Annotated in this window: 13 protein-coding genes; 2 read left to right on the top strand and 11 right to left on the bottom strand. The window is 66.2% G+C overall.

The annotated features are described in order from the left end of the window. The 4 genes from KBY74_RS03830 to KBY74_RS03815 form a co-directional block, all read right to left on the bottom strand. The coding region (locus KBY74_RS03830; RefSeq protein WP_254941581.1) for a DUF3370 domain-containing protein at positions 1-1407 on the bottom strand (1407 nt) is incomplete at its 3' end. Continuing rightward, entirely contained in the window at positions 1404-2384 is a 981-nt protein-coding gene (locus tag KBY74_RS03825) for a serine hydrolase (RefSeq protein ID WP_254941583.1), read from the bottom strand. The genes KBY74_RS03825 and KBY74_RS03830, both read right to left, overlap by 4 nt. Before the next feature lie 105 nt (positions 2385-2489). Then, positions 2490-3239, bottom strand: coding sequence for an RNA methyltransferase (locus KBY74_RS03820; RefSeq protein WP_254941580.1), 750 nt, complete (start codon positions 3237-3239; stop codon positions 2490-2492). Continuing rightward, positions 3236-3622 carry a c-type cytochrome gene (locus KBY74_RS03815; RefSeq protein WP_396094758.1) on the bottom strand — a complete coding sequence of 129 codons (387 nt, stop codon included), beginning with the start codon at positions 3620-3622 and terminating at the stop codon, positions 3236-3238. The genes KBY74_RS03820 and KBY74_RS03815 overlap by 4 nt, the downstream gene beginning before the upstream one ends. A 75-nt stretch (positions 3623-3697) precedes the next feature. Here KBY74_RS03815 and petG point away from each other — a divergent pair, with 75 nt between their 5' ends. Beyond that, positions 3698-3808, top strand: a complete 111-nt coding sequence (petG, locus tag KBY74_RS03810; protein WP_094559756.1) for a cytochrome b6-f complex subunit V — start codon at positions 3698-3700, stop codon at positions 3806-3808. A gap of 15 nt (positions 3809-3823) precedes the next feature. Here the strand turns inward: petG and rsmD are convergent, their stop codons facing one another. The 7 genes from rsmD to KBY74_RS03775 all read right to left on the bottom strand — a co-directional run bounded on the left by rsmD (position 3824) and on the right by KBY74_RS03775 (position 9667). Then, positions 3824-4402, bottom strand: a complete 579-nt coding sequence (gene rsmD, locus KBY74_RS03805; protein WP_254941579.1) for a 16S rRNA (guanine(966)-N(2))-methyltransferase RsmD — start codon at positions 4400-4402, stop codon at positions 3824-3826. Further along, positions 4399-5022, bottom strand: coding sequence for an imidazole glycerol phosphate synthase subunit HisH (gene hisH, locus KBY74_RS03800; RefSeq protein WP_254941578.1), 624 nt, complete (start codon positions 5020-5022; stop codon positions 4399-4401). The genes rsmD and hisH overlap by 4 nt, the downstream gene beginning before the upstream one ends. After that, positions 5019-6053 (bottom strand): LOG family protein, encoded by a 1035-nt coding sequence (locus KBY74_RS03795; protein WP_254941577.1) that lies wholly within the window; start codon positions 6051-6053, stop codon positions 5019-5021. The genes hisH and KBY74_RS03795 overlap by 4 nt, the downstream gene beginning before the upstream one ends. A 53-nt stretch (positions 6054-6106) precedes the next feature. After that, complete coding sequence (gene trxA, locus KBY74_RS03790) at positions 6107-6430, bottom strand: thioredoxin (protein WP_106501486.1); 324 nt, start codon at positions 6428-6430, stop codon at positions 6107-6109. Positions 6431-6641: 211 nt separating this feature from the next. Then, complete coding sequence (locus KBY74_RS03785) at positions 6642-7805, bottom strand: GuaB3 family IMP dehydrogenase-related protein (RefSeq protein WP_254941576.1); 1164 nt, start codon at positions 7803-7805, stop codon at positions 6642-6644. Positions 7806-7870: 65 nt separating this feature from the next. Further along, entirely contained in the window at positions 7871-8443 is a 573-nt protein-coding gene (locus KBY74_RS03780; RefSeq protein WP_254941575.1) for a CAAD domain-containing protein, read from the bottom strand. A 63-nt stretch (positions 8444-8506) separates the two neighbouring features. Continuing rightward, on the bottom strand, positions 8507-9667 hold the full coding sequence (locus KBY74_RS03775) for a homocysteine biosynthesis protein (protein WP_254941574.1): 1161 nt from the start codon (positions 9665-9667) through the stop codon (positions 8507-8509). Between the two features lie 47 nt (positions 9668-9714). Between KBY74_RS03775 and gyrA the strand changes: the two genes are divergently transcribed. Then, positions 9715-12393, top strand: coding sequence for a DNA gyrase subunit A (gene gyrA, locus KBY74_RS03770; protein WP_254941573.1), 2679 nt, complete (start codon positions 9715-9717; stop codon positions 12391-12393). Positions 12394-12430: the final 37 nt, after the last annotated feature.

Here is a 12430-nt window from a genome sequence, read left to right as displayed (position 1 = left end):
ATCTGGAAGCGGCAGCAGGCTGAGCACCTGGGGCGGGGTGGCATCCGCCGGATAGATCAGCCGCACCTGCAGCTGGCGGCTGGCCCCTGGCGCCAGGCTGATGGTGCCAAAGGCGGGGCTGGGTTCACCAGCACGCTGCACCAGATGGAAGCTGCGCCGGCCAACGGGCCTGCTGCCCGGGCTGGCGCCATCAAGGCCTGTCACCTCCACCGTGCCGCGGAACATCACCGGCCGGCTGCCACTAGCGATGCCGTCAATGCTTTTGAAGCGCAGGCCCCCAATGGCGGCATCGCCCTTGAGCGGCGATTCCAGGGCCAGCTGCAGGGTCACCGGCTTGGTCGTGTCGTTGCGCAGGGGGATGCTGAGGTCGTATTCGACGCCGTAGTTGCCGTGGGCGGCCCAGGCCGTGCCTGGGTAAAAGGCCTGCAGCTCGGCGGTTTGCACCTGGCCGGTGCCCAGGGTGCCGCGCTCCAGGCTGCTGATCGGCCAGGAGATCGGCGCCCGGCTCATGCTCAGCCAGTTTTTGCCCGGATCGCTGAGGCGGCTGCGCCAAACGCTGCCCACCTGCACCCCACTCACCCGCGAATACACCATGCCCCCCTTGCTGCCCCGGGGGGTGGGGCTGTGCTCCCGAGGGCTGAGATCCCCTTCCAGCAGGGCGGCCCAGCGGGAGGGGTCAGGCGGCTGATTGCCGCTGCCGAAGGCCGCCAGGGTGGCCAGGCTCACGGGGCCCGAGCTCTCTAGGCGCATCTGCAGGTTGAGGCCGTTGAGCAGGGGATCGAGGCCCCGCACCGGCAGGGGCAGCACCACCCGGGTGCTGGGGGCGCCGGGCGGCAGGGTCCAGCTGGCGGGCAGTTGGGGGCTGCGCTGGCGGGCCAGCAATTCGGTGGCCACCCGGCTGCCGGGGCCAGCCCACACCGGCGTAGTGCCCTGAACCATCAGGGCTGGCAGGGGCAGGAAGGGGGCGCCGGCCTGGCCGGGATCCACCGCCTGGGATAGGGCCGTTGAGCCAGCCAGCAGCTTCAGGGTTACGGGGCCGGGGCCGCGGGGAGCGGCCAGCACCGCCAGCCACAGGGTGGAGTCGAGGCTCTCCGGCTTGCCCGCATACACGTGATGGCTGAACAGATCAAAGCGGCCGTTTAGCGCCACATCCAGGTGGGCTGCAGGCACGCCGCGGCCGGCGCCGGGGAAAGTGGAGAGCAGGATCCCGGGCGCGCGAATCAGCTCGGGGTTGTTGTCGTTTACCAGTAGCAGCCGATCCAGGCTGCCGCTCAAGGGCGCCACGGTTTGGGGGCGCAGCACCGAGTCTGCTGGCTTGGGTTTGGTCTGGCTCAGGGCGGGGGCAGCCAGGCTCGTTAGCAGCAGCAGGGGCAGCCAGCTGGCCTGGAGCAGGCGAGGGCGGTTCATTTGCGGCCTACCAGGGTTTTTGAAATTTCAGCTGCCATGGCGCGGATGAGATCGGTGGAGCGGGGGTCGTTGAACGGACCTTTCACCATGAAGGCCGCCACGGCGCGCTGGCCGTTGGGGAGCTGGATCAGGGCCGCATCGGCGTAGGCAATGCCGATATCACCGGTTTTGTTGTAGACGGTGATGCCGAAACTGAGCAGCTCGCTGTCGGGGTCGGCGGCATCTTTACCGAGCCCCTGGAGTAAGCCCAGGGGAATCAGGGTGTTGGTGCGGGAGCTGCCCATGATTTCCCTAAACAGGTCCCGAGCCCGGGGACTCAGGCTTTCGCCGATATCCACCATGGCGATCGACTTGGCCAGGTCGCGGCTGCTGGTGGTGTTGGTGCCGTCGAGATCGGGCAGCCAGTTGTTGACTGCCGTTGAAGGCAGGCCCATGGCGGTGAAACGCTCATTGAGGGTCGTTTTGCCGCCTAGACGCTTGATCAGCAGGTTGGTGGCGCTGTTGTCGCTCACCCGGATCATTTCGGTGGCCGCCTCAAAAAACGGGAAGCGGGTGCCCACCGGTTTGTTGGCCATCCAGCCGGCTCCGCCGCCCACCAGCTCTTTTGTGAGGGGCAGGGGCTCGTTCCAGCGCAACTTGCCGTTGTCGAGGTCTTCCAGGCCTGCCAGCAGGATCGGCGTTTTGATTGAGCTGGCGGCCGGCAGGGGTAGGTCGGGCTGCAGCTGGGCAAAGCGGCCGTCGTCGAGCACCAGCAGGAAGGCGCTGGCGGTGAGGTCTTTCTGGGCTGCTGCCAGCTCGCCCCAGCGCTTGCTCACCGCTGCCAGCTCCGTGCGGGCTTCAAACTGCCCCGGATCGAGGCCCTTGCTGTTGCGGGCTGCGCCGAGGTCGAGGCTGGGGGCCTTGCTGGCGCCTTGGGCCAGGCGGGGGGCCAGCAGCTTGAGGCTGGTGCCGGTGACCACGCCCAGGCCGATTCCCATCACCACCAGGCGCAACACCAACCGAAAGGGGCCTCCCCAGCGGTTCTTGGGGCTACGGGGCTGACGGCCAGCGGTCACGGGCCACTCCAACGAAGTGACCTGAAGTTAAGGGGTCTGACCAGGGTTGCTCCCGCGTTCACTGGCCCAGCGCAGCTGGCGCACCATGCCGCGCACCAGGGCCACCTCTTCAGTGGAGATTTGGGCCCGCTGCAGCAGCCCCCGCAGCTTGGCCATGCGGGCGTGGGCAGTGTGGAGATGGAGGAAGCCCACTTCGAGCAGCAGGGCCTCGGCATCGCCGAGCATCGCTTCGAGGCCCTGGCGGTCGCTTGGCTCCGGCAGGGCGCCAACCTCAGGGCTGCTTCCCAAGCCGCTCCCTAAGCAATGCCAGCTATGCAGCACCAGGGCTGCAGCGTGGGAGAGGTTGAGGGAGGCGTAGGCATCGCCGCTGCCCAGGGTGAGCAGCTGGCCAGCCTGGAGCAGCTCGTCGTTGCTGAGGCCCCGATCCTCCCGGCCGAACACCAGGGCGCAGGGGCCCCTGGCCTGGGCCAGCCAGCGCAGGGCCGGCTCCGGTGCTTGCAGGGGTAGGGGCTCGCCGGACCGCCGGCCGCTGGTGGCCACCACCCGGCAGCAGTCGGCCAGGGCGGCGCTGAGACTGGGGAACAGGCGGGCCTGCTCCAGCAGCCAGACGCCGTGTACGGCCATGCGCCGGGCCTCCTCGCCGAGGTGGTCGCAGCGGGGCGCCACCAGGCGCAGCTCACCTACGTCGAAGTTGGCGCAGAGGCGAGCAACGCTGCCGACGTTGAGAGGCCCGGCGGGTTCCACCAGCACCACGGCCAGCTGGGCGGCGCCGCTCACACAAGACCGTTCAGATAGGCCAGCAGGTCCGCCATGGCCTGGGGTTCCGGTTGGAAGCGGGGCATCGGCGGCGTGCGGCCACTCACCACCTGCTGTATCAGCTGGCGGGAGCTCTTGCGGGCGGCGACCCCGTGGAGATTGGGGCCCACCAGCCCTTGGGCGGCGATGCCGTGGCAGCCGGCGCAATTGAGCCGAAACAGCCGGCCGCCTTTCTCGCTGGAGCCGCTGAGCTCAAGGGTCTGACGGCTGTAGGGATCGGCCTGGGCCGCAGGCAGCACCAGTAACACCGCCACGATGCAGGCCGCGGCCGCCATGCCCACCAGGGCAGCGATCAGGCCGCGGCGCCCTTTAGCGGCATCTGGGTTTAGGGGTTGGCCGGTCACAGTTGGTGCGGGGCGCTCGCGATGTGGGGGATGGGCGTGGAACAATTGTGCCCTGAACGCCTTGTCAGTGCTCCCATGATCGAACCCCTGCTCTGCGGCATCGTGCTCGGTCTGATCCCCGTGACCCTGGCTGGTTTGTTTGTAGCCGCCTGGAACCAGTATCGCCGGGGCACCCTGCTCGACTGAGCTTCAGTCGACACTTCAATCGGTGCAGCAGTGGACTTGGTCCAGCAGCAGCAAGCTGGTGCTGCCGTAGCGCCGCTCATCGAGCTTGCTCCACCCGGCTGGAATCGCTGGCAGCTTGGAGCTGGCGCATTCCCAAATCAAGGTGCCTCCTGGCTTGAGCCAGCCCCCTGCCAGCACAGCACTCGCTATCTGGGCATAAATGTCTGCGGCGTACGGGGGGTCTGCATAGATCAAATCAAAGGCTGGATGTTGATTTGCCTCCGCCAGCCATCGCCCCACCTCGCGGCAGTGCACCGCCCAGGCGCTTGCTTGGCGGCCTGCGTCACCGAGCCCCTGATGCACCGCTTCGAGATTGGTGCGGGTCACGGCGGCGATGCGGCGGTCCTGCTCGATCGCCACAACTCGGCTAGCACCCCGATGCAGGGCTTCGCAGGCCATAGCGCCGCTGCCGCTGCATAGATCCAGCCAGGCGCAGCCGGGCAGCTCGGCTGCCAGCAGGTTCATTACCGCCAGCCGCACCCGGGAGCTGGTGGGGCGGGCGATGCTGCCCGGTGGACTCTGCAGCCGCCGGCCCCCGCTAAGCCGCAGGCTCATAAGGCATCGAGCCAGGCCAGCCAGCGGCGCAGGATCGCCTCGCCGTGGGGGCCTGATTTTTCCGGGTGAAACTGGCAAGCGCCAATGGCGCCCTGCCAGACAGCGGCGGTGACAGCGGTGTCGGCGAAGCGCACCAGGGCGGTGTTGCAGGCCGGATCACTGGGCTCGGCGGCGTAGGAGTGCACGAAATACACCCAGCTCTCCGGGCTGTCGGCTGGCAGCAGGGGACTGGGGTTTGCTGGCACTAGGGGCTCCCAGCCCATGTGCGGAATCGGGTGGCCAGGCCGGCGGGGCAGGGCCCGCACCCGCCCCTGGAGCAGGCCCAGGCCGGTTGATTTGCCCTCGTCACTGGCCTCAAACAGCAGCTGCAGCCCCAGGCAAATGCCCAGCAGGGGCCGGCCGGCATCGCACCAGGTCGTGATCGCCTCGGCCAGACCACCCTGGCGCAGGCGCTCCATCGCCGGATCAAAGGCTCCGACCCCTGGCAGCACTAGGGCCTTGCAGCCCTCCATTTCGGCGCCGCATTGAACGGGCTGGACCGTTGCGCCAAGCCGTTCGAAAGCCCGCTGCACAGAGTGCAGATTGCCCATGCCGTAATCGATCAAGCCGAGGCGACTCATGGGGCCGAAGAACTGGGTTGGCGGCGGCCGGGCTCCGTAAGCAGCTGCTCTGGAGGCACCTCCAGCCGGTTGAGTGTGTCGAGCAGCTGGTAGAGCCGGCCGATGCGGCGGCGATTGAAGTGGAAATTCAGGCAGGGGCGCAGCAGGCCGGCATCGTCGACGGTCTCGCTCGCCTGGATAACACCCTCATCCACCAGATCATCGAAGTGCAGGTTGAGGGCAGTTAGCTGAACTGGCTGCAGGGCGCAGTTGAGCAGCAGCTCGATGCGGTTGTCGCCCAGCCTGGCGGAGTGAAAAAGGCGATAGAAGCGGCTGATGTGGGCCACTGCCTCCTCGGCACTGTGGGCCTCCCTCAATATGTCGCCGTCTTCGGGGGAGATCAGGCCGCTGGCGGCCAACCCCTGGCTGACATCCCGCTGCCAGCCGCTCCAGAAGGGGTTGCCGGGAGGGGCAAGCAGCACCAGGGGAATCGGTGGGGTGCGGCCGGTTTGGATCAAGGTGAGCGATTCGAATAGCTCGTCGAGGGTGCCGAAGCCGCCTGGCATCACCACCAGGGCATCGCTCTCGCGCAAAAAGAAAAGCTTGCGGGTAAAGAAATAGCGGAAGTGGAGCAGCCGGCCATCGCAGCTGCTCACAAAGCGGTTGGCGTGCTGCTCAAACGGCAGGTCAACGTTGAGGCCAATGCTGGCCTCGCAGCCGGCGCCGCTATTGGCGGCCTCCATAATGCCGCCGCCGGCGCCGGTCATTACGTCAAATCCAGCGGCCACCGCATAGCGGGCCAGCTCTTCGGCCAACGCGTAGCTGGGGTCGCTTTGCACCGTGCGCGCTGAACCGAAGACGGTGATCTTGCGGGTGTGGCGGCGCGGGCGAAAGACCTCAAGGGCCTCACTGATGTCGGCCAGCGCCCCACTGATCAGCCGCCATTCATCCCGGCCATGCTCGTGGCGACCCACCTGCAGCAGGGAAACCAGGGAGCGCTCGATCAGATGCCGCTGGGGGTGGTTTTCAAGCTCATGGGCCAGAACCTGCAAAGGGCTCTGGCCGAAATGGGATGGGTCGCTCAGAACTAGATGCTCAACTGCGCTCAGAGGTACTTGGAAATTGTGGACGACAGGGTTGTTTTCGGCACGGCACCAACCACGGTGTCGACCTTCTGGCCCCCCTTGAAGATCATCAGGGTGGGGATGCTGCGGATGCCGTACTGGCTGGCGACGTTGGGATTTTCGTCGGTATTTAGCTTGAATACTTTGATCTTGCCTTCGAATTCGGTGGCGATTTCGTCGACGATTGGCGCAACCATGCGGCAAGGTCCGCACCAGGGGGCCCAGAAGTCGATCAGCACGGGCAAATCACTTTTGAGCACGTCTTGCTCAAAGGAGGCATCAGTGACAGCAGCGGCGCTGGACATCCTTGCAGGATCAGGGTTTGGCGAATCTAGCAAGGTTGTTTAAGGCCTACCCACGACCGTTGCAGGTCGTGATCCGGTGAGCCTGGGCAGGGAGAAGACAAAAGGCCCGGACGCGCCGGGCTGGAGGGTGTGAGGAGTGTGAGAGCCGAAGCTCGCACCTACTGAGGCTAACGCTGCAGTCTGTCCCGCCTGTAGAAACAACCGCCCTTGCTTATTTGCCCATGCCTAGCTGCTGGGCTTTTTGGTAGACCTTGCCCTCAGTGAGCAGGGATGGGGCGACCACCACCTCCACTTTCTGCATGTCTTTGATGGTGCGGGCGCCGAGGGTGCCCATCGAGGTGCGAATGCAGCCCAGCAGGTTCTGGGTGCCGTCATCGAGACCGGCCGGACCTCGCAGAATTTTTTCCAGGCTGCCGGTGGTGCCAACTTTGATGCGGGTGCCGCGGGGCAGCACCGGGCTAGGGGTGGCCATACCCCAGTGGAAGCCCCGGCCGGGGGCTTCGCTGGCGCGGGCAATGGGGGAGCCGATCATCACGGCGTCGGCGCCGCAGGCCAGGCACTTGCAGATGTCACCGCCGTTGACGATGCCGCCATCGGCCACGATCGGCACGTAGCGGCCGCTCTCGGTGAAATATTCGTCGCGGGCGGCGGCACAATCTGAAACTGAGGTGGCCTGGGGAATGCCAATACCCAGCACACCGCGGCTGGTGCAGGCAGCACCGGGGCCGATGCCCACCATCACGCCGGCGGCGCCGGCCCGCATCAACTTCAGTGCCACCTCATAGGTGACGCAATTGCCAATGATCACGGGCACCCCGAAGGTGCGGCAAAGGTGCTCAAGATCGAGGCTCTCCTGGCCCTCAGGGCCGATGTGCTCGGTGCTGACCACCGTTGCCTGCACGAAGAAAAGGTCGGCGCCGGCTTCGGCGATGGCCTTGCCGAATCGCAGGGCGGCCACTGGAGTGGCGCTCACCGCCGCGATGCCGCCCTGCTGCTTGATCTCGGCAATCCGCTGACGGATCAGGTCTTCCCGCACCGGCTGGCTGTAGAGCTCCTGCATCAGGGGCACGAAGTCCTCCTTGCCCACCGCTGCGATGCGGTCGAGGATGGGATTGGGGTCGTCGTAGCGGCACTGGACGCCTTCCAGGTTCAAAACTCCCAGGGCTCCCTGTTTGCTCAGTTCAACCGCCATGGCCACATCGACCACCCCGTCCATGGCACTGGCGATGATCGGAATCTCGCGGGTGATGCCGCCGAGGCTCCAACTGCTGTCCGTGATAGCTGGATCAACCGTGCGGCCACCCGGCACCAGGGCGATCTCGTCAATGCCGTAGGCACGACGCACAGTGCGGAAGCGACCGAGCTGAATGTCCACCTGGAGTTAACTAATTCGGGACAAGCTATCAACCAGCCGCCCGCAGGCCGCGGGGCAAGGTGGGATCAGGCCTTGCCGCGGAAGGCTTTCCAGCTTTGGCTCAGACCGCCCAGCAGCCGTTCGCGCTCGCTGCTGCGCAGCAGTTTGGGAATGCCGTAGCGCACCGCCCACACCACCCCAGCTAGCTCGAGCAGGCCGGGCACCAGGGGCAGGCTGTCGAGGGCACCCAGCACGGCGCTGTAGACCCGCACCACCAGCAGCAGGCCCACCAGGCCAGCAAGGATGGTGACCGGTTTGCGGGCCTGGGCCCACAGGTTGTTGAGCTCGTTTTGATCGAGCCATTGGCGCAGCTTGCCCAGCAGCAGATCCCACTCACCACCTTCGCCACTTTGGGGCTCGGCTTCGTCACTGAACGAGTTGGAGCCGGCGCTGGGACTGGCTTCAATCACCAGGGTGGCGGCAATGCTGGGTTCGGGGGGCGCCGCCTCTGGAGCGGGCTGTTGAACAGCCTGTTCAACGACCTGCTCAACAATCTGTTCCACTGGCTGTTCGACTGGCTGTTGAACAGCCCCAAACTCTTGGCTGGGGCTGGCGGGATCGGGGTTGGTGTCGGGGTTGGTGGTGGTGTCGTCGGCCATGGCGGCGCGGCGGGGATAGGAATGTGGCGGGAGCTTAGGTGCGGTTGGCTAAGACTCCAAGCCCTAGGCCTCAATCGGCAGCAAGCTGGGGCGGCTGCTCAGCGGCACGACCGGTAGGCGTAGGGGGAAGCTGCCGTCGATCAGGGCTGCTATCAGGGCCTCGCAGGCGGCGGCGGCCAGTCGCGGGCTGTGGGAGGGCGCACAGGCCACTGAGCGGCCTGCCACCTGGATCGTGCCGCTGAGCAGTTCGGCGTAGCTCACCGAGCCCAGGCTGGGTTTGATCCGCCGCGGCACCGACAGGTCGAGCACGGGCGCCTCGAGCTCCTGGGGGCCAGCGGCGGCCTGGCGGGCTACCTCGGCATTGATCAGGGGCACCGGCGCCGCAATCGCAATCAGTAGGGCGCTGCCATGGCCCTCAAAAAAACAAGGGCGCACCCACTCGGGCCGCAGGCCGTGCAAATCCACGCTCACGGCGGCGGCCGCGCCGGGGGTGCGGGCGTGGCCGCTGGCCTGGCGCCGGCAACCGGGCTGGTGGCCGCTGCCAGCCCCTATCACCCAGCCGATGGCGCCGCCTACCAGCACCGGTGAGCCAGGCCCCAGCAGCGACAAACCCGGCATGGTGAGGCCGATGCTGCCGGCGCCGCCGCAGGAATAAAGGGCGTTGGCGGCTGGACCCAGCAGGGTGCCGTAGGGGCTGGGGCAGGGCCCTTCTGCCTGGCTGAGGGCGACTACGCCGTTTTCACTGATGGCCCGCTGCAGCAGCAGCCGGCCAGCGCCGATCTGCTCCAGCCCCAGCTCCGTGTGCAGCTCCCGGCGCGGGTGCAGGGCGGTGGCCTCGCCGCTGGCGTTGAAGGGCAGGGCCCGGCCCTGCAGCAGGGCGCCGAGCAGCTGGGCGCCGCCCATCGCATCGCCTAGGCCGCCGCCGATCGGCAGCACCAGCTCGCCGCTGCCGCAGCCCGCCAACCCCGCCACTCCGGCCAGCTGGCCGTCGCGCAGGCGGATCGGTGGATCCGTGGGGCCGAGGCTTAGGAGCAGGCTGGCCTGGTCGCTGAAGCCGGCATCGGCTGCCACCACCACATCAGTGCTGGCGTAGGCCTCGGCCAGCCCGGCTTGCAGCACCAGGCTGCGAAAATCAGCGGCGGCGCGCACCTGTAGCTGGCCCCGTTGCTGCTTGAGCCTTAGCTCCGCCTCCTGGCGTGGCGGGAATGGATCGGATTTGGGCATTCCCCCTGGGCTTTAGATAAACTGACCACTGGTAAAGACGGTCATCCATGGCGGACCCCAGCGGACCCGGTGCTGATATTCCGGGGGAGTCCGGTGGCAACGGTGATTCGCGAATCATCCTGACCGATCTGCGCAACGAGATGTCGCGCTCCTATTTGGAGTATGCGATGAGCGTGATCGTGGGTCGGGCCCTGCCCGATGCCCGCGATGGCCTTAAGCCGGTGCACCGGCGCATCCTTTACGCCATGTATGAGCTGGGTCTCACCAGCGACCGGCCCTATAGGAAATGCGCCCGTGTGGTCGGTGAGGTACTTGGTAAGTACCACCCCCACGGCGATACGGCCGTCTACGACGCCCTGGTGCGGATGGCCCAGGACTTCAACATGCGCATGCCCCTGGTCAATGGGCATGGCAACTTTGGCTCGGTGGACGGCGACCCCCCGGCCGCCATGCGTTACACCGAATCACGGCTGCAGGCGCTGACCACCGACAGCCTGCTCGACGATATCGAAGCCGAAACGGTCGATTTCGCCGACAACTTTGATGGCTCCCAGCAAGAGCCCACCGTGATGCCGGCGCGGATTCCGCAGCTGCTGCTCAACGGCTCCACCGGTATCGCCGTGGGCATGGCGACCAACATCCCACCCCACAACCTCACTGAGCTGATCGACGGGACGCTGGCGCTGATCGCCAACCCCGACATCGACGATCTGCAGTTGATGGCGATCATCCCGGGGCCCGACTTCCCCACGGGAGGCCAGATCCTGGGTCGCCGCGGTATCCGTGACACCTACACCACCGGCCGCGGTTCAGTAACGATGCGGGGCGTCGCCTCGATTGAAACGCTGGAGGTGAAGGGCCGCCCCGATCGCGATGCGGTGATCATCACCGAATTGCCCTTCCAAACCAACAAGGCCTCGCTGATTGAGCGGATCGCCGAGCTGGTTAACGACAAGAAGCTGGAGGGGATCTCTGATATCCGCGATGAATCCGACCGCGATGGCATGCGGATCGTGATCGAATTGCGCCGTGATGCCTACCCCCAAGTGGTGCTGAACAACCTGTTCAAGCTCACGCCGCTGCAAAACAACTTCAGCGCCTACATGCTGGCGTTGGTGAAGTCGGAGCCGGTGCTGCTCACCCTGCGCAAGATGTTGCAGGTGTTTCTCGACTTCCGCATCGAGACGATCGAGCGCCGCACCCGCTACTTCCTGCGCAAAGCCGAGGAGCGCGACCACATTTTGCTGGGCCTGCTACTGGCCCTAGACCAACTCGATCCGATCATTGCCCTGATCCGGGCTGCTTCCGATGCGGCCACGGCCCGCTTGCAGCTGCAGGAGCGCCACGGCCTCAGTGAGATCCAGGCAGATGCCATTCTGCAGATGCAGCTGCGGCGATTGACAGCCCTCGAGGCCGACAAGATCCGCCTTGAGCATGAGGATTTAGTCGCCAAGATTGCCGACTACAAAGACATCCTGGCCAATCGCGAGCGCGTACTCACGATCATCACCGAAGAGCTCGGTGCGATCCGCACTCGATACCACTCCCCCCGCCGCACTGAGATTCTGGATCTCGAGGGCGGCCTCGAAGACATCGACCTGATCGCTAATGAGCGTTCGGTGGTGTTGCTCACCGAGAACGGCTACCTGAAGCGGATGCCGGTGAGCGAATTTGAGGCCACCAGCCGCGGCACCCGCGGTAAGGCCGGCACCAAGACCCAGGGCGAGGAGGCGGTGCGGCTGTTCATCAGTTGCAACGACCACGACAACCTGTTGCTGTTCTCCGATCGCGGCGTTGTTTACACCGTGCCGGCCTATCGGGTGCCGATCTGCAGCCGCGCTGCCAAGGGCACGCCGATTGTGCAGATGTTGCCGATTCCCCGCGAGGAGCAGATCACCTCGCTGCTGGCGGTGAGTGAATTCACCGATGACGGTGTGCTGGTGATGCTCACCAGTGGCGGCACGATTAAGCGCACCCGTCTATCGGCCTTTGCCAATATCCGCTCCAATGGTTTGATTGCCATCGATCTGGTGGGGGGGGATGCCCTCACCTGGGTGCGCTTGGCCCTGCCCGGCGACAGCATCCTGATCGGCTCGCGCAACGGCATGACCATCCACTTCCGTCTCAACGACGAGGAGTTGCGGCCCCTGGGCCGCACCGCCCGCGGCGTGCGGGCCATGAACCTGCGCCCCGGCGACCAGCTGGTGAGCATGGATGTGCTGCCCGCCGAGCTCGCCGATCGGGTGGCTAGCTCGGCCAGCGCTGAAGACGATGAAAGTGAGGAGGTGGCGCCTAGCGAGGGTCCTTGGGTGCTGGTGGCCAGTGCCAGCGGGCTGGGTAAGCGGGTGCCGGTGGATCAGTTCCGCCTACAGAAGCGCGCCGGCATGGGCCTGCGGGCGATCAAGTTCCGCAATAAGAGTGATGTGCTGGTGGGCCTCAAGGTGCTCGGGGCTGGCGAGGAGCTGCTGCTGGTGAGCGAGAAGGGGGTGATCGTGCGCACCCAGGCCGATGCGGTGCCGCAGCAGTCGCGGGCGGCTACGGGTGTGCGCTTGCAGAAGCTTGATGCCCGAGATCGCCTCAGCGAAGTGGTGCTGGTGCCACCGGCTGCCGAAGATGAGGAGGAGCCCGTCCTGGAGGTGGTCGTCCTGGAGGAACCTGTCGCCCTCACCATCGAAGACGCCGGCGCTTCCCCTGCCGAACTTGAAAGCCCAGCCAGCGAAGGGTGAAGTCTTGATACGGCTTTTTGCTGCATCATTAGGCCAC

The organism is Cyanobium sp. A1C-AMD (assembly GCF_024346495.1).
GTDB classification, from domain to species: domain Bacteria; phylum Cyanobacteriota; class Cyanobacteriia; order PCC-6307; family Cyanobiaceae; genus Cyanobium_A; species Cyanobium_A usitatum.
This window is presented reverse-complemented; position numbering and strand designations above follow the sequence as displayed.